Genomic DNA, 15,973 nt, shown 5'->3' with positions numbered 1-15,973 from the left:
CCCTACAGGCCGAGGGCCTCGTCGCGGGAGGCCTCCGCCTCGCGGCGCACGAGGCGGAACCACATGAAGACGACGAAGCCCGCGAAGACGAACCACTCCGCCGTGTAGCCGAGGTTCTGGAAGGCCTTCGCGTCCAGACCGGTGCCCGCGGCCGCGGCGGCCGGGACCGGCGTCAGACCGGCGGGGGAGTCGACGAGGGTGATCCAGGCGTCGTAGACGTCGTCCTGCACCACGTTCACCAGGGACGCCGCGCTGATCATGCCGAGCTGTCCCTCGGGCAGGCCGCCCGCCGTGTGGACGCCCTTCGTGCCCGCGGTCTCCGACGCCTGGAGCGAGCCCACCACGGTGACCTCGCCGGACGGCGGGGCGGGGGCCTCGGCGCCCGTGGGGAGCCAGCCCCGGACCACCGGCAGGGACCGGCCGCCGTCCGTCCTCAGCAGCGTCAGGACGTACGCGCCGGGGCGGCCGTCCAGCTCGCGGCCGGGGACGAGGAACTGCTCGCCGAACCGGCCGCGCGCCTCCGCGGTGCGGCCCGAGGTCTCGGTGTCCACCGGGAGCAGGGCGGCCAGCGGCTCCGCCTTGCGCGTGCTCGGGGCGGGCCGCTGTCCGGCCTCCTGGTGGGAGTCGACGCGGTCCTCGAACTTCCCGAGCTGCCAGGTGCCCATGAAGACGCAGAACGGGATCGCGAGCAGGACGAAGGCGTTGATCCCCCACCAGCGGGGCGTTCTCAGGAACCGGTACACGCCCCCACGGTACGCAAGCGGGCTCGGTCCCCCGTCGGCCGGGTCCCCGCGGACCCGGCCGACGGTCCGTCCGGTCAGGCCGGCCCGGCCGTCCCCAGGTGCTTCGCGGCGAAGGCCAGGTCCAGGGCGACCTGCTTGATGCGCTCCTCGACCACCAGCGAGCCGTGCCCCGCGTCGTACCGGTAGACCTCGTGGACCGCGCCGCGGGCCGCCAGCCGGTCCACGTAGTTGTCGATCTGCCGGATCGGGCAGCGCGGGTCGTTGACGCCGGCCGACACGTGCACCGGGGCCTTGACCGCGTCGACGTAGGTGAGCGGCGACGAGGCCGCGTACCGCTCGGGCACCTCCTCGGGCGAGCCGCCCAGCAGGGTCCGGTCGAGCGCCTTGAGGGCCTCCATCTCGTCCTCGTACGCCGTGACGTAGTCCGCGACGGGGACCGCCGCCAGACCGACGGCCCAGTCGTCCGGCTGGGTGCCCAGGCCGAGGAGCGTGAGGTAGCCGCCCCACGAGCCGCCCGAGAGGACCAGGCGCGACGGGTCGGCGAGACCGCTCTCCACCGCCCACGCGCGGACCGCGGCGATGTCCTCCAGCTCGATCAGCCCGACCCGGTGCTTGAGCGCGTCGGTCCACTCCCGGCCGTACCCGGTCGAGCCGCGGTAGTTCACCCGCACCACCGCGTACCCGTGGTCCACCCAGGCCGCCGGGCCCGACGCGAAGGCGTCGCTGTCGTGCCAGGTCGGGCCGCCGTGCACCTCGAAGACCGTCGGGAAGGGGCCCTCGCCGGACGGCCGCTGCACGAGCGCGTGCACCCGGCCGCCGGGGCCCTCCACCCACACGTCCTCCACGGGCACCGACGGGGGCGCCTTGGGGCCGGGCGGGTCGAGGACGACACCGCCGGCCGTGGAGCGCACCACCGGCGGCTCGGCGGCCGAGGACCACAGGTACTCGACGCTGCCGTCGGGCCGGGCCGTCGCGCTCGACACCGAGCCGGCCGGGGTCTCCACCCGGACCAGGGCGCCGGTGGCGATCTCGTACCGCCAGAGCTCGCTGCGGGCCTCGAAGCTGTGCACGATCAGCAGGCCGGAGCCGTCCGGGTACCACTCGGCCGACACGTCGCCCGGCAGGTCCAGGCGGAGGTCGGTCTCGGTGCCCGCCGCCACGTCCCAGAGCATCGGCTCCCAGCGGCCGCGGCGCTGGTGGCCCACGAGCAGCCGGGTGTCCCCGGCCACCGGGGCGAAGCCGAGGACGGTGAGCCCCAGCTCCTCCGTGCCGCCCTTGGTGTCGTCGAGCTCGGCCAGCACGCCCGCGTCCGCGGCGCGCAGCACCCGCAGCGCCGAGTGCATCGCGTCGCCGTGCTCGGTGTGCTCGACGACGACCAGCGAGCCGTCGTACGACAGGTCGCCGACCCCGGCGGACTCCCGGTGCCGGTAGATCTCGACCGGGACGTCGGCCCCGGGGCGGACCAGGTGGAGCGTCGAGCCGTCCTCGTCGGTGGAGCGGCCCACCACGAGGGTGCCCTCCCGGCCGATGGCCAGTCCGGCCGGGTAGGACGCGGCGAGGGCGGGCACGGCGGGCTCGTCCGGGCCGCCGGCGAACGGCTGGCGCATCCACACGCCGAACTCGTCCCCGTCGGTGTCCGCGAACCACCAGATCCACGCGCCGTCCGGGGACAGCGTGCCGTCCGTCGTGCCGTTCGGCCGGTCGGTGACCTGGCGCTGCGTGCCGGTCGCCCGGTCCCAGGCGTACAGCTCGTACGTCCCCGTCGCGTTGGACACGAACAGCGAGCGGTCCGGCGCCTCCTCGGCCCACTCGGGCAGCGAGACGCGCGGTGCGCGGAAGCGCTGCTCCCACGCGGGGGTCCGGTCGGTGGCCCCGTCGTTCTTGCTCTCAGTCATGGCACCCATGATGCTCCGGCCCGGCGTTTTTTCGGGTCGCGTCCTCCGCGGCCTGTGGATAACCTCGCCGTCATGTACTCCCCGACCCCCGACGACTGGCTCGAGGCCAACCGCGCGCGCTGGGACGAGCGCGTCCCGATCCACGCGGCCAGCGCGTTCTACGACCTCGACGCCTTCCGCGCGGGCAAGGACGCCCTGCGCGACTTCGAGCTCGCGGAGGTCGGCGACGTCACCGGCCGCTCCCTGCTGCACCTCCAGTGCCACATCGGCCTCGACACGCTCTCCTGGGCCCGCCACGGCGCCGCCCGCGTCGTGGGGCTGGACTTCTCGGAGCCCGCCGTGGAGACGGCCCGCTCGCTCGCCGCCGACCTGGGCCTCGCGCAGGACCGGGCCGCGTTCGTCGCCGCCGACGTGTACGACGCCGCGGAGGCCGTCCCGGACCGCGCGTACGACGTCGTCTACACCGGCAGCGGCGCGCTGTGCTGGCTCCCCGACATCGACCGCTGGGCGGAGACCGCGGCGGCGCTCGTCGCCCCGGGCGGCTTCCTCTACGTGGCCGAGTTCCACCCGCTGACCGACTCCCTCGACGACGAGACGGGCAGCCGGGTCGTCCACGACTACTTCGTCCGCGAGCCGTGGGTGGACACCGCGCCGGGGACGTACGCCGAACTCGACGCCCCGACCGTCCACAACCGCAGCGTGGAGTGGGTGCACCCGGTGGGCGAGGTCGTCACGGCGCTGGCGGGGGCGGGGCTGCGGATCGAGTTCCTGCACGAGCACGACGCGTCGCTGTTCCCGCGCTACGGCGCGCTCCAGCGGCACGACGACGGCTACTACCGCTTCCCCGCGGAGCGTCCCCGCATCCCGCTGATGTACTCGGTCAAGGCGTCCCGCCCCGTCTGAGCGGCGCGGGCCACGGGCGCCGCGGAGCCGTCCTCCCCGTCGTCCCGCATCACCGGCGCACACCCGGCCGCCGGGCCCCGGCCGCGGGCGGTTCGTCCCCGGTGCCCCGTTCGGTGACGGACCGGCTTCTCCCCGGGCGGATTCCCCGGTATGCATGTACCTCCCCGGTCGGTGACGGCCGGGGCATCCGTCCTCGGTCACAGGAGATCGGTCACAGGAGGGGGACGGTGGAGGGCACGGGGGGCTGGGCGCATGTGGGCTGGAGAATCACCGGAGACCGAGGTGCTGTGGGGCGAGCCCGTCGGCCTCGACCAGCTCGCCGCCGCCGAGCGCGGCTACGCGAGCTGCGACCCGGCCGAACAGCTCCTGTGGGAGCGGCTGTCCGTCTTCGAGGGCGCCTTCGGCCGCGACGCCGTCCGTGAGGTCTGCGCCTCCGGCACGCTGCCCGCCGGGGAGATCCAGGCCGTCCTCGACCGGCTCGCCCCGCTCGCGCTGCTGCCCGTCGACGACCTCTTCGACGGCGAGGACGGTGCCCCGCGCTACTGGATGCCCCATCCGATGCGGGCCGTCGGCGCCCGCCGGCTCACCGCCCGCGGCGACCGCTGGGCGGTCGTCCTGCACCACCGCCGGTGGTGCGTGAAGCTGGCCCGCCGGGCCGCGGAGTGGTGGCAGCGGGGCCGGCAGCTCGACGCGCGGGACCTCGCCCTGCGGGAACTCCCCGATCTGGCCGCCGCGATGGACCCGACGACCGCGCCGCTGTCGCCGAGCGCCGAGGCCGACACCTCCGTCGAGATCGCGGTCTCCCTGTGGTTCCTGTGGGTGGCCTGCGGGCGGATCGCCGAGGGCCGCACCCGGCTCCGGCACGCCCTCAGCCTGCACGAGGGCCCGGCATCCGCCCGCGGCCTGTGGCTCGCCGCCTTCCTGGAGCTGGAGTCGGGCCGTCCCGAGGACGCAGATCCGCTCCTGGCGCAGGCGTGGGCGGCGGCCGTGCGCGACGGCGACCAGCGCTGTCTGGCGCTCCTCGCCCATCTGCGCGGGGCGACCGCCCTGCACCAGGGGCGCACGCGCGCGGCGGCGGCCGAGTTCCGCGACGCGCTGGCGCTGATGGAGGAGCACCCGGAGTTCGGGCCGACCCGCCGGGCCTGCTGGGTGGGTCTGGCGCTGGCCCTGTGCCGCACCGACCCGGAGGCCGCGCAGGAGGCGCTCGACCAGGGCGATCTGGACCGGGAGAGCCGCCGGGCCTGGGTGGGCCGCGATCTGTTCGCCGACGCCTGGGCGTACCAGGTGCAGGCCGAACTGGCCGCCTGGGACGGGGAGCAGGAGCGCGGCGCGGAGTACGCCCGGCGGGCCCTGCGGGAGCACCTGAGGCTCGGCTCCGCGGTGGGCGCGGCCTGCGCGGCGGAACTCCTCGCCCAGATGCGGGCGATGAGCGGGCGCCGCGCCGCCGCCGCCCATCTGCTCGGCGCGGTCGACCTGTTGCGCGCCTCGGTCTTCGACGCCTCCTACCGGCCGGCGGAGCACTGCGTGGCGACCCGCCACCGGGGCGAGCCGGCCCTGCGGTCCCTGCTGGAGGATCCGGAGCTGCGGGGCGCGTACGAAGAGGGCGCGCGCCGCGGTCTGTTCGCGCTGGCGGTCGAGGCGTGACGCCGCCCCTGCCGGTCCCGGACGGCGGCGCACCGGCCGTCGTCGCCGACCATGTCTACGATGTCGGAATGTTCGCCTTCGTCCCAGCCGCCGTCTTCCTGCTGCTCTTCGGGGCCGGCGTGCTGCGCGACCGCCGCCGCTTCGGCAACGCGGTCTACCTCGGCCTCGCCGTCACCTTCCTCGGCATCGGACTCCTGGCCGGGATCGACGACGCCCCGCCGGGCGTCGCCGAGACCGTGATGATCGTCCTGCTCCTCGCGCTGGGCCTCGGCCCGGTGGTCCTGGCCGGGCTGCTGTGCGCGAACGGCGTGAAGATGGTCCGCCGGGAGGGCAGGAGCCCCGCCAACCTGCTGGCGCTCCTCGCCGGGCTCGGCATGTTCGGCGTGATGGGCCTCGCGATCGCGGCGGCCCTCACCCGCTCGCCGGTCCTCGGCGCCCTCGTCGGCACCACCCTGCTCGTGCTGGCCTACGTCTCGTTCCTCTTCCTCTGCTTCGTCGGCTACGCCCACCTGTACGGCCGGATGCGGCTCCGCCGCGACGCCGACTTCGTCGTGGTCCTCGGCTCCGGGCTGATCGGCGGCCGACGCGTGCCACCGCTCCTCGCGAGCCGTCTGGACCGGGGCAGGCAGGTGTACGAGACGCTGGCCGCACGCCGCGCGGACCCGCCCGTCCTCATCGTCTCCGGCGGGCGGGGACCCGACGAGGAGGTGCCCGAGTCCCACGCGATGGCCGACTACCTGGTCGAGCGCGGCTTCCCGGCCGAGGCGGTCGTCCGCGAGGACCGCTCGCGCACGACGGAGGAGAACATGCTCTTCAGCAGGGAGCTGATGGAGCGGGACCGGCCGGGCTCCTCGTGCGTGATCGTCACCAACAACTTCCACGCCTTCCGGGCCGCGCTGACGGCCCGCCGGGCCGGTGTCGACGGCCAGGTCGTCGGCTCGCCGACCGCCGCCTACTTCTGGCCGTCGGCCACCCTCCGCGAGTTCGTCGCGGTCTTCCTCCAGTACAAGGTGGTCAACATCGGGATCTGCCTGACGCTGGTCCTGCTCGGGATCCTGGCGTGGGCGGTGCGCTGAGAGCGGCCCGTCCGGTTCATCGCGGTCTCCTCACGGGGTCACGATCGGGAAGCGGGGCGCGGACCTCGTCACGTACGAGAAGAGGCGGGCGAGCAGCGCCGGATCGCCCTCGACCCCGATCCCGAGCTCCTGGAGGTCCCGGCCGTCCAGGAGGCCGAGCAGCTGGACCTTGCCCAGGGTCAGGGTGAGCCCGGCGGGCGTCCGGGGCGCGGCGGAGGGCCGGTGGGTGAGGGCGCCGTTGCGCAGGGTCAGGCGGCGCCGCTCGCCCGCGCCGGTGGGGCCGTCCGTCAGGACCAGGTCGATCGTCAGCTCGTCGTCCCAGGCCCGCGGGCCGTCGATGGAGACAGCCACCGAGTCGATCAGCATGGGCACGGTGAGGGCCATCGCCATCTCGGGATTGGTCGTGTCGACCATGTCGCCGGTGACGCCCTCGCGGAGCTCCTGGGCGCCCCGCAGGTAGAAGTTCCGCCAGGTGGCGTTCTCGGCGCCGTACCCCAGGCGTTCGTACACCCCGGCCAGCGCCTCCTTCGCCTCCTCGTCCTCCGGGTCGGCGAAGACCACGTGATCGAGGAGGGTCGCGGCGAAGCGCAGGTCGCCGTCCTCGGCGTACCGCCGTGCCTTGGCCAGGGCTTCCGCGGCGCCGCCTGCCACCTCCACGTACCGCCGGGCGAGCTCCGCCGGCGGCCGCTCCCAGAGGTGGGCGGGGTTCCCGTCGTACCAGCCCAGGTAGCGCTGGTAGACGGCCTTGGCGTTGTGGCTGAGCGAGCCGTAGTAACCGCGGCCGTGCCAGGCCCTCGCCAGCGCCGGCGGCAACTCGATCAGCTCGGCGATCTCGGGGCCGGTGTGCCCCGCGTTCAGCAGCCGCAGCGTCTGGTCGTGCAGGTACGCGTAGAGGTCGCGCTGCCCGGACAGGAACTCCACCACCGCGTCGTGTCCCCAGGTGGGCCAGTGGTGGGAGGCGAAGGCGACGTCGTAGCGGCCGTGGAAGTACTCGATCGCCTCGTCCAGGTAGTGGGCCCAGATCCGGGCGTCGCGGACGACCGCGCCGCGCAGCGTGAGCACGTTGTGCAGGGTGTGCGTGGCGTTCTCCGCCAGGCAGAGCGCGCGGTGGTCGGGGAAGAGGAAGTTCATCTCGGCCGGCGCCTCGGTGCCGGGCGTCAGCTGGAAGACGATCCGCACGCCGTCCACCGTCTCCTCCTGCCCGGTCTCCGTGATGTCCACGGTCGGCGGGATGAGGCTGATGGTGCCGGTGGAGGTGGCCTGCCCGAGGCCGACGCCGATCTGGCCGTCCGGCGCCGTCGGCAGCCCGACGCCGTACATGTAGCTCGCCCGCCGCGTCATGGCGGTGCCCGCGTACACGTTCTCGCTGACCGCGTGCTCCAGGAACCCGGCGGGCGCCAGGATCGGCACGCCCTCCTCGGACCCGTGCGGCAGGACGCCCCGCACCCCGCCGAAGTGGTCGCCGTGCGAGTGCGTGTAGATCACCCCGGTGACCGGCCGGTCACCGCGGTGCCCGCGGTAGAGCGTGAGGGCGGCCGCCGCCGTCTCCACGGAGATCAGCGGGTCGATCACGACCACCCCGCGCTCGCCCTCGACGAGCGTCATGTTCGACAGGTCCAGGCCGCGGACCTGGTAGATGCCCCCGGTGACCTCGTACAGGCCCTGGCGGGCGTTCAGCCTGCCCTGCCGCCACAGGCTCGGGTGCGCGGTGTCCGGGCACTCCGCCTCCAGGAAGGCGTAGGCGTCGTTGTCCCACACCACCCGGCCGTCGTCGGCGGTCACCACACCGGGGACGAGGGCGCCGAGAAAACCGCGGTCCGCGTTCTCGAAGTCGGTCGTGTCCTCGAAAGAGGGCAGGGAGTCGCTCATCTGCGGGAGCTCCGTTCCGCGCGGGCGCCGGTCGGCGTACCGGTCCATCTGACCACCGGCGGCCCCCGGCCGCACGTGGAGCCCGGGGGAGCGCGGCGGGAGGCGGGCGGACCGCGCGGGGTCTGTCTACTCTGGAGGTACGCGTCCCATCCCGGCGGCACGGAGGTGGCCCATGAGGGCACGCCACCACTTCCACATCGACCACCTCGGGCACTCGGTCTCCGTGACCGTCCAGACCGGTCACAGCCCCGTCGTCGAGGTCCTCGTCGACGGCAAGGAGGTCGGCCACGCCCGGGCCGACCACGACCGGCCGGTCACCGTGCCGATCGAGCTGCCCACCGACCCGCCGACGTCCGTGGCGGTCCGGGCGACCCCGGGCCCCGGCATCCCCCGCTGCCTGCTGCTCGCCGGGACGGACGGCGAGGGACAGGTGATGGCGCCCCGGCTGTACTGAGGGCGGCGGCCGCCCGGCCCCGCCCCGCGTCCGGCCCGGCTCAGGAGAGCCAGGCCATCCCGATGACCAGGAAGACGACGAAGGCGATGGCCCCCGCGACCGCCGCCGTCTTGCGCGGTCTGCGTCTGGAGAGCTCCGCGAGCCCGCCGCCCGCGCCGCCGGACCGCTCGCGCCGCCGTGAGGAGGGCGCGGGCACGCGCGCGGCGACGGGACCCGTCGAGGGCCGGGACGAGCCCGCGCGACGCGACCCGGTGCCCGCCATCGGGCCGGTGCCGGGCACGGGCGTCGGCGCGGCGCTCGGCAGGGGCGCCGAGCCGTGCGCCGGCGCGGGCCGCGAGGCGACCGCGGGGCCTCCCGTGCGGTGCGGGGTGTGCGGGGGCCGCGCCCGGCCCTGCGCGGGCTGCGGGTAGGACCGCCAGGCGCCGGAGGAGAACCAGTCCGCGATCGCCTGCGCCGACGGCCGCTGCTCCGGCTGCTTGGCCAGCAGGGTCAGCAGGTACGCCTCGAACTCGGGCGGCAGCGAGGCCCCCAGACGGGTCGGCGGCACCGGCGGGGTGTCGATGTGCTGGTACAGCAGGGCCGTTGCCGTGTCCGCGCGGAACGGTGGCCGGCCGGTGAGCAGTTGGTAGAGCACACACCCCAGCGAGTAGACGTCGGACGCGGACGACGCGGGCTGCCCCAGCGCCCGCTCGGGTGCCAGGTAGAGCCCGGTGCCGACGATCTGACCGGTCGTCGTGAGCGCCGCCGAGGGGTCGTCGACGAACCGCGCGATGCCGAAGTCCGCCAGCTTCACCGTGCCCTCGGCGTCGACCAGCAGGTTCCCCGGCTTGATGTCCCGGTGCACGACGCCCTGCCGGTGCGCGGCCGCGAGCCCGGCGGCGGCGTGCGCGGCGACCACCGCGACCCGCTCGGCCGGCAGCGCGGACGTGTCGGACGGGCTCCCCGCCAGGCTGTCCCCCTCGACCAACTCCATGACCAGGAACAGCTTTCCGTCCCAGGTGCCGAAGTCGAAGACGCCCACCACGTGCGGGTGGCTCAGCCGCGCGGCGGTCTGCGCCTCCAGACGGAACCGGTCGGCGGCGGAGGGGTCGGTCCCCTGCGCCAGCATCAGCTTCACGGCCACGGCCCGGCCCAGCACCTCGTCGGTCGCCTGCCACACCTCGCCCATGCCGCCCCGGCCGATACACACGTGAAGCCGATATCGGTCCGCGACCAGCACCTGGAGACCACCCTTTCGACAATCGATCAATTCGACGGAAGGGAACCAGCGTAGAGCCGCCCGCCGCCCGCTCTCGCCGCACTCCCCTCCCCGGGGCCCGCACTCCGTGACGAACCGCCCGCTCCGAGGTGCACACCGGGTGAACGGCGGGTGGTTCCCGGCGGCTAGCATCGCGCCCCTGAGGGTTCGGCCGGGTGGGACGGAGTGGGTCGTGGTGCGACCGCGTACGGGTGTGGCGGTACTGACGATGGGCACGCGCCCCGCGGAGCTGCGGGCGCTGCTCGACGCCGTGGCGGGGCAGGACGAGCCCGCCGCCCGGATCGTCGTGGTCGGCAACGGAACCGGCTCCCTGCCGGAGCTCCCCGAGGGCGTGACCGGGGTGGAACTCCCCGAGAACCGGGGCGTGTCGGGCGGCCGGAACGTGGCCATCGAGACCCTGCGGGCCTTCGGCGACGTGGACGTCGTGGTCGACCTCGACGACGACGGCCTCCTCGTCGACCGCGACGTCCTGCGCCGCCTCGCCGACCTGTACGAGGCCGACCCCGGCCTCGGCGTCGTCTCCTTCCGCATCGCCGACGAGACCGGCGAGACACAGCGCCGGCACGTCCCCCGCCTCGGCGCGAAGGACCCGATGCGCGGCGGCGAGGTGACGACCTTCCTCGGCGGCGGCCACGGCCTCTCGATGCGGATGCTCGACGGCATCGGCGGCTGGCCCGAGGACTTCTTCTTCACCCACGAGGAGACCGACCTCGCCTGGCGCGCCCTCGACGCCGACTGGAAGGTCCTCTACGCCCCCGAGCTGCTGCTCCAGCACCCCAGGACCAGCCCGGCCCGGCACGCCGTCTACCACCGGATGACCGCCCGCAACCGCGTCTGGCTCGCCAAGCGGAACCTCCCGGCGCTCCTCGTCCCGGTCTACCTCGCCGTCTGGACCCTGCTCACCCTGGCGCGCACCCGCTCCCTGTCCGGCCTCGCCGCCTGGTTCGGCGGCTTCGCCGAGGGCGTCCGCCGCCCCTGCGGCCCCCGCCGGCCCATGCGCTGGACCACCGTCCGCCGCATGACGCGACTCGGCCGGCCCCCGATCATCTAGCCCGCCCCGGGGGGGCTTCCCGCGAACCCCCCCCGGGCCCTGCGCGACCGCCCCCCCGGCCCGCCGATCCGCCCGCGGCCGGAGAAGCAGGAGAGGCCGGTACTGGAATCAGTACCGGCCTCACCTGGTGTTACGGCTGTCGGGGTGGCGGGATTTGAACCCACGACCTCTTCGTCCCGAACGAAGCGCGCTGCCAAGCTGCGCTACACCCCGATGTCGCTGCTCTGTTCTTCACGTCGCGGCGACATCGATTACTTTAGCCCACGCGCGCGCTCAGGCGAAATCCGGTATTCGGGCGCCGGCGGCGCAGGTCGGATGCGGTCCAGGCCGACGATGGCGAGGCCGAGCAGGAAGAAGGCCGTGCCGAGGACGAGGGCGTTGACCAGGACCCCGCCGTAGCCGTGGACGGCGACGTCCACGAAGGGATACGGGTAGCGGGCCGGGGCCCCGGGGGAGAGCAGCGCACCGCGGACCAGGGCGAAGGCGAAGTAGAGGCCGGGGACCACGAGCCACTGGGCGGCGTGCCGCCACCGGAGGGCGCCGGGCGCGGTGAGCAGGAGGAAGTCCAGGGCCGTGCCCAGCGGGGTCACGGTGTGGAGCAGCTGGTTGGCGACGGCCCGCGCGCCGCTGAGGCGGGCGATCTCGGCGGCCTGGCCGAAGGAGCTTGCCGGGTTGTCGAGGACGAGGTGGAAGACCAGGCCGACCACCGTGATGCAGAGCAGGACCCCGCCGGTCCACAGCGCGGGCGGCGGGCGGCGGCGGGTCCAGGCCCGGACGGCGCCCCCGCCGAGGACGAGGGCGACCAGGATGTTGGTCCAGATGGTGAAGAAGCTCAGGACGACGAGCACGTCGCCGACGACGCACTCGATGACCACGCCCGTCGCGGCGGCGAGGGCGATCAGCCCCCGGAAGGCCGCGGCGTACGGCCGGCGCGGGGCGGGGGGCAGGACGGCGGAGGCCGGCACGGCCGCGGGGCGGGGCGTGAGCATGACCCCACCGTAGGCCGTCAGGCGCGCGCGGTCAGGGTGAGCAGGGTGACCTCGGGCGGGCAGGCGAACCGCACCGGGGTGTAGCGGTTGGTGCCGCAGCCCGCGGAGACGTGCAGATAGGAGGTGCGGTCGGCGACGGTGTGGGTGGAGAGCCCCTTCACGCGGTCGGTGTCGATGTCGCAGTTGGTGACGAGCGCCCCGTAGAAGGGGATGCAGAGCTGTCCGCCGTGGGTGTGCCCGGCGAGGACCAGCTCGTACCCGTCGGCGGTGAAGGCGTCGAGCGCGCGCAGGTAGGGGGCGTGGACCACGCCCAGGGAGAAGTCGGCCGAGGTGTCGGGGCCGCCCGCCACCCGCTCGTAGCGGTCGCGCTTGATGTGCGGGTCGTCGAGGCCGGTGAAGGCGAGCTCGACACCGGGGAGCTTCAGCCGGCCCCGGGTGTTGGTCAGGTTGACCCAGCCGGCGTCGTCGAAGGCGTCCCGCATGGGCTCCCACGGGTTGTGGACGGCGCCGACGACGGGCGGGTTGCCGTTGAGCCCGTGGCGGCCCTGGACCTTCTCCATGAGGTACAGGGCGGGGTTGCGCAGCCGGGGACCGTAGTAGTCGTTGGAGCCGAAGACGTAGACGCCGGGGAACTCCATCAGCGGGCCGAGCGCGTCGAGGACCTCCGGCACGGCCTCGGTGTCGGAGAGGTTGTCACCGGTGTTGACGACGAAGTCCGGGCGGAGCCCCGCGAGCGACTGGAGCCAGGCCCGCTTCTTGTTCTGCCCGCGGACCATGTGGATGTCGGAGACCTGGAGGACCCGGAGGTCGCGCATGCCGGGTGGGAGGACCGGGACGGTCACGCGGCGGAGCCGGAACGAGCGGGCCTCGATCCCCGCCGCGTAGACGATTCCGGCCGCGGCCGTCGCCGCGAGACCAGCCGTGACCTTCAGGGGCATCCCGTACCGTGCGCGCATCCCCCCATCGTCGCAGACCGGCGCGGGGGAAATGCGCGGGCGGGTGGGGCGCGGCACCTGCCACACTTGTCCCCATGACCACGCTCAAGGAGAAGCTCAAGGCCGACCTCAACGCCGCCATCAGGGAGCGCGACGAACTGCGTTCCTCGACCCTGCGGCTGACCATCACCGCCATCACCAAGGAGGAGGTCGCGGGCAAGACGAAGCGCGAACTCTCCGACGACGAGGTGCAGAAGGTGATCGCCAAGGAGGCGAAGAAGCGTCGCGAGGCCGCGGACGCCTTCGCGCAGGGCGGCCGTCCCGAGTCCGCCGAGCGCGAGCGGGCGGAGGGCGTCCTCCTGGACGCCTACCTGCCGCAGCAGCTCAGCGACGAGGAGCTCGACGGCATCGTCGCCGAGGCCGTCGAGGAGGCGCGCACGGCGGGTGCCGAGGGGCCGCGGGCCATGGGCGCCGTCATGAAGATCGTGAACCCGAAGGTGGCCGGCCAGGCCGACGGCGGCCGGGTCGCCGCCTCCGTGAAGAAGCTGCTCGCGGGCTGATCCGCGACGCGCCGGCGTCCGCCGGCCGCCACGACGAGAACGCGTGAGGGCGCCCCACCAGGTGGGGCGCCCTCACACGTGTCGGTGGGTCAGTGGTTTCCGCGGCCCGCGCCGCGTCCCTGGCCCAGCATCTCCGGCGGGATCGTGATGCCGGGGAACGGGTTGGCCGGGTCGGCGTCGCCCGGCTTGCCGTCGCGGGGCTTGCGCGGCTTGTTCGGGCCCTCGTCGCCCTCCTTCTCCGGGTCCTTCGGCGCCTGGGCGCGCGGGACGGAGATCGGGGTGAAGCCCGGGGTCTCGCCGGCGTTCAGGGCGCCGGTCATCGCGATCTTCCAGATCGGGCCGGGGAGGCAGCCGCCGCAGACCTTGTCGTAGTACTCGCCGCCGATGGTGATGCGGTACATCGACTGCTTCTCGCCGACGTCGTCGCCGACCCAGACGGCGGTGGACAGGTTGGGCGTGTAGCCGACGAACCAGGCGTCCTTGCGGTCGTTGGTCGTACCGGTCTTGCCCGCGTTGTCGCGGTCGCTGAGGCCGGCCTTCGTACCCGTGCCGTCCTCGACGACGCCCTTCAGCATCTGGTTGATCGTGTCGGCGGTCCGGTCGCTCATGGCGCGCGAGCACTTGGTCTGCGGCACGTTCAGCTTGTCGCCGTTGGCGGCCTTGATCGACTCGATGGCGACCGGGGTGCAGTACATGCCCCGGTTGGCGAAGGTCGCGTAGACGGACGCCATGTCGAGCGGGGTGCTCTCGATGCTGCCGAGGGTGATGGAGGGGCTCTGCTTCACCGGCTTGCCGAGCTCGCGCTCGTAGCCGACGTTCTTCGCCATCGTCAGCGTCTCGCAGAGGCCGGCCATCTGCTCCAGCTTGGCGAAGTAGGTGTTGATGGACTTGCCGAGCGCGCTGGTCATGTCGTACATGCCCTTCTCCGACTCGACCTCGTTGTTCACCTCCCAGTTCGCGTACCCCGCGGGCTTGCCGTCGCAGCGGGTGAAGTCGTTCTCCGCGAGGTTGATCTGCGCGGGCGTGTCGAAGCTCTGCGCCGGGCTCAGGCCCTTCTCCAGTGCCGCCGCGGCGGTGATCGGCTTGAAGGTGGAGCCGACCTGGAAGCCGTACGTCGTGCCGCCCATCCTGCTGCCGACGGCCAGGTTCAGCGTGGTCTGGTGCTGCTTCTGGTCCAGGCCGTACGGGCGGGACTGGCCCATCGACAGGATGCGGCCGGTCTTGGGCTGCACCTGCACCACCGAGGCGGCGACCGGGTCGTCCTTGTTGATCTTCGCGATGGCGGCCTCGTTGGCGGCGGCCTGGGCGCGCGGGTCGAGCGTGGTCCTGATGGTGAGACCACCGAGGTTCCACAGCTTCTGCCGCTCCTCGGTCGTCTTGCCGAAGACCGGGTCGGTGAGGATCGTCTTGCGGACGTAGTCGCAGAAGAAGCCGGCGCCGCTGACGGCGGTGATGCAGCCGTTCTTCGGCGTCTTGACCTTCAGCTTCAGCGGGGCTGCCTTCGCCTCGTCCGCCTCGGCCTGGCTGATGTCCTTCACGTCGGCCATCCGCTGGAGGACCACGTTGCGGCGCTTGGTGGCTTCCTGGATGTCGTTGATCGGGTCGTAGCGGCTGGGCGACTGGACGAGTCCGGCCATCATCGCCGCCTCGCCCAGGCTCAGCTTGGCGGCCGGCTTGGAGAAGTACCGCTGGGAGGCGGCCTCGATGCCGTACGCCTGCTGGCCGAAGAACGTGATGTTGAGGTAGTTCTCCAGGATCTTCTTCTTGCCCAGCTCCTCCTCGACCTGGATCGCGAACTTCAGCTCGCGGACCTTGCGGCCGATGGTCTGCTGGGTGGCCTGCGCGACCTTCTCGGGGTCGTCACCGGCCTCCTCGACGAAGACGTTCTTCACGTACTGCTGGGTGAGGGTGGACGCGCCCTGCGCGACCCCGCCCGACTGCGCGTTGCGGTTGATCGCGCGCAGCACGCCCTTGAGGTCGATGGCCCCGTGTTCGTAGAAGCGGCCGTCCTCGATGGCGACGATCGCCTTCTGCATGTACGGGGAGATCTTGTCCAGCGGGACGACCTTCCGGTCCCGGGAGTACACCGTGGCGATGAGGCCGCCGTCGGCGTCCAGGATCGTGGTGCGCTGACTCAGCGGTGGGGTCTTCAGGTTGGACGGGATCTCGTCGAACCCCTCGACCGTGCCCTTCGCGGCGAGTCCGAGTGCTCCGGCCGCGGGCAGGGCGATGCCCGCCAGCACGGCTCCGGAGAGCACACTGACACCGAGGAACTTGGCGGCCTGCTGGGTCCCGGTCAGACCACCGCCCGAGCGCTTCTTTGCCATGGGGGCAGCCTAATCCGTAGTGATGAGCGTTCCGCAGGAGCGGGGGCCCCTCGGAGCGTTCCCGTACCAGACCGTGACATCCGAGCACGGTGGGGCTCGTGGGGCTCGTGCGCCGCGGCGGCGTCGGGGCGGACGTTGTCGTTTGCCGGACACGCGTATATGCCTTGGCCTAAGCTGCTCACAACTGTCACAGCAGTGAGTTCTCGCATCAAGACCCCTGCGTGACATCGGTATGAATTCCCGTGACCCCGAAACACGGGAAGCTCGTG

General features: G+C 73.4%; 13 protein-coding genes and 1 tRNA gene. 6 read left to right on the top strand and 8 right to left on the bottom strand.

What is annotated here, in order from left to right:
- Nucleotides 1-2: 2 nt before the first annotated feature.
- Both ACZ60W_RS13865 and ACZ60W_RS13860 read right to left on the bottom strand, forming a co-directional pair.
- Nucleotides 3-743, bottom strand: coding sequence for an SURF1 family protein (locus ACZ60W_RS13865; RefSeq protein WP_469755540.1), 741 nt, complete (start codon nt 741-743; stop codon nt 3-5).
- A gap of 74 nt (nt 744-817) precedes the next feature.
- Complete coding sequence (locus tag ACZ60W_RS13860) at nt 818-2,647, bottom strand: S9 family peptidase (RefSeq protein ID WP_469755539.1); 1,830 nt, start codon at nt 2,645-2,647, stop codon at nt 818-820.
- 63 nt (nt 2,648-2,710) lie between these two features.
- Here ACZ60W_RS13860 and ACZ60W_RS13855 point away from each other — a divergent pair, with 63 nt between their 5' ends.
- The 3 genes from ACZ60W_RS13855 (at nt 2,711) to ACZ60W_RS13845 (ending at nt 6,261) form a co-directional block, all read left to right on the top strand.
- Nucleotides 2,711-3,541, top strand: a complete 831-nt coding sequence (locus ACZ60W_RS13855) for a class I SAM-dependent methyltransferase (RefSeq protein ID WP_469755538.1) — start codon at nt 2,711-2,713, stop codon at nt 3,539-3,541.
- Between the two features lie 252 nt (nt 3,542-3,793).
- A complete protein-coding gene (locus ACZ60W_RS13850; protein WP_469755537.1) occupies nt 3,794-5,185 on the top strand; it encodes a tetratricopeptide repeat protein in 1,392 nt (463 codons plus the stop codon).
- A 68-nt stretch (nt 5,186-5,253) separates the two neighbouring features.
- Nucleotides 5,254-6,261 (top strand): YdcF family protein, encoded by a 1,008-nt coding sequence (locus ACZ60W_RS13845; protein WP_469755536.1) that lies wholly within the window; start codon nt 5,254-5,256, stop codon nt 6,259-6,261.
- Nucleotides 6,262-6,291: 30 nt separating this feature from the next.
- Here the strand turns inward: ACZ60W_RS13845 and ACZ60W_RS13840 are convergent, their stop codons facing one another.
- Nucleotides 6,292-8,130: an alkyl/aryl-sulfatase gene (locus tag ACZ60W_RS13840; RefSeq protein WP_469755535.1), complete on the bottom strand. Its 1,839-nt coding sequence runs from the start codon at nt 8,128-8,130 to the stop codon at nt 6,292-6,294.
- Between the two features lie 172 nt (nt 8,131-8,302).
- Between ACZ60W_RS13840 and ACZ60W_RS13835 the strand changes: the two genes are divergently transcribed.
- Nucleotides 8,303-8,584 carry a hypothetical protein gene (locus ACZ60W_RS13835; RefSeq protein ID WP_469755534.1) on the top strand — a complete coding sequence of 94 codons (282 nt, stop codon included), beginning with the start codon at nt 8,303-8,305 and terminating at the stop codon, nt 8,582-8,584.
- 40 nt (nt 8,585-8,624) lie between these two features.
- Here ACZ60W_RS13835 and ACZ60W_RS13830 read toward each other — a convergent pair whose 3' ends face one another.
- Nucleotides 8,625-9,773: a serine/threonine-protein kinase gene (locus ACZ60W_RS13830; RefSeq protein ID WP_469755533.1), complete on the bottom strand. Its 1,149-nt coding sequence runs from the start codon at nt 9,771-9,773 to the stop codon at nt 8,625-8,627.
- 241 nt (nt 9,774-10,014) lie between these two features.
- Between ACZ60W_RS13830 and ACZ60W_RS13825 the strand changes: the two genes are divergently transcribed.
- The gene (locus tag ACZ60W_RS13825; RefSeq protein ID WP_469755532.1) at nt 10,015-10,893 is read left to right on the top strand and encodes a glycosyltransferase family 2 protein; all 879 of its coding nucleotides are present in this window, start codon (nt 10,015-10,017) and stop codon (nt 10,891-10,893) included.
- 139 nt (nt 10,894-11,032) lie between these two features.
- Here ACZ60W_RS13825 and ACZ60W_RS13820 read toward each other — a convergent pair.
- From ACZ60W_RS13820 to ACZ60W_RS13810, 3 genes are all read right to left on the bottom strand, one after another.
- Nucleotides 11,033-11,106: transfer RNA gene (locus ACZ60W_RS13820), tRNA-Pro, on the bottom strand.
- 38 nt (nt 11,107-11,144) lie between these two features.
- Nucleotides 11,145-11,882 (bottom strand): Pr6Pr family membrane protein, encoded by a 738-nt coding sequence (locus ACZ60W_RS13815; RefSeq protein WP_469755531.1) that lies wholly within the window; start codon nt 11,880-11,882, stop codon nt 11,145-11,147.
- Between the two features lie 17 nt (nt 11,883-11,899).
- The gene (locus ACZ60W_RS13810; RefSeq protein ID WP_469755530.1) at nt 11,900-12,838 is read right to left on the bottom strand and encodes a metallophosphoesterase; all 939 of its coding nucleotides are present in this window, start codon (nt 12,836-12,838) and stop codon (nt 11,900-11,902) included.
- 74 nt (nt 12,839-12,912) lie between these two features.
- Here ACZ60W_RS13810 and ACZ60W_RS13805 point away from each other — a divergent pair, with 74 nt between their 5' ends.
- Nucleotides 12,913-13,377 (top strand): GatB/YqeY domain-containing protein, encoded by a 465-nt coding sequence (locus ACZ60W_RS13805; RefSeq protein ID WP_469755529.1) that lies wholly within the window; start codon nt 12,913-12,915, stop codon nt 13,375-13,377.
- 89 nt (nt 13,378-13,466) lie between these two features.
- Here ACZ60W_RS13805 and ACZ60W_RS13800 read toward each other — a convergent pair whose 3' ends face one another.
- Nucleotides 13,467-15,704 (bottom strand): transglycosylase domain-containing protein, encoded by a 2,238-nt coding sequence (locus ACZ60W_RS13800; protein ID WP_469755528.1) that lies wholly within the window; start codon nt 15,702-15,704, stop codon nt 13,467-13,469.
- Nucleotides 15,705-15,973 lie beyond the last annotated feature (269 nt).

This window comes from Streptomyces sp. NPDC104202, from assembly GCF_055584185.1.
This window is presented reverse-complemented; position numbering and strand designations above follow the sequence as displayed.

Bases quoted from the DNA above. Each gene is read 5' to 3' on its own strand.
- ACZ60W_RS13860 (WP_469755539.1), bottom strand. From the start codon at position 2,647: ATGGGTGCCATGACTGAGAGCAAGAACGACGGGGCCACCGACCGGACC.
- ACZ60W_RS13855 (WP_469755538.1), top strand. From the start codon at position 2,711: ATGTACTCCCCGACCCCCGACGACTGGCTCGAGGCCAACCGCGCGCGC.
- ACZ60W_RS13850 (WP_469755537.1), top strand. From the start codon at position 3,794: ATGTGGGCTGGAGAATCACCGGAGACCGAGGTGCTGTGGGGCGAGCCC.
- ACZ60W_RS13845 (WP_469755536.1), top strand. From the start codon at position 5,254: ATGTTCGCCTTCGTCCCAGCCGCCGTCTTCCTGCTGCTCTTCGGGGCC.
- ACZ60W_RS13840 (WP_469755535.1), bottom strand. From the start codon at position 8,130: ATGAGCGACTCCCTGCCCTCTTTCGAGGACACGACCGACTTCGAGAAC.
- ACZ60W_RS13835 (WP_469755534.1), top strand. From the start codon at position 8,303: ATGAGGGCACGCCACCACTTCCACATCGACCACCTCGGGCACTCGGTC.
- ACZ60W_RS13815 (WP_469755531.1), bottom strand. From the start codon at position 11,882: ATGCTCACGCCCCGCCCCGCGGCCGTGCCGGCCTCCGCCGTCCTGCCC.
- ACZ60W_RS13810 (WP_469755530.1), bottom strand. From the start codon at position 12,838: ATGCGCGCACGGTACGGGATGCCCCTGAAGGTCACGGCTGGTCTCGCG.
- ACZ60W_RS13805 (WP_469755529.1), top strand. From the start codon at position 12,913: ATGACCACGCTCAAGGAGAAGCTCAAGGCCGACCTCAACGCCGCCATC.
- ACZ60W_RS13800 (WP_469755528.1), bottom strand. From the start codon at position 15,704: ATGGCAAAGAAGCGCTCGGGCGGTGGTCTGACCGGGACCCAGCAGGCC.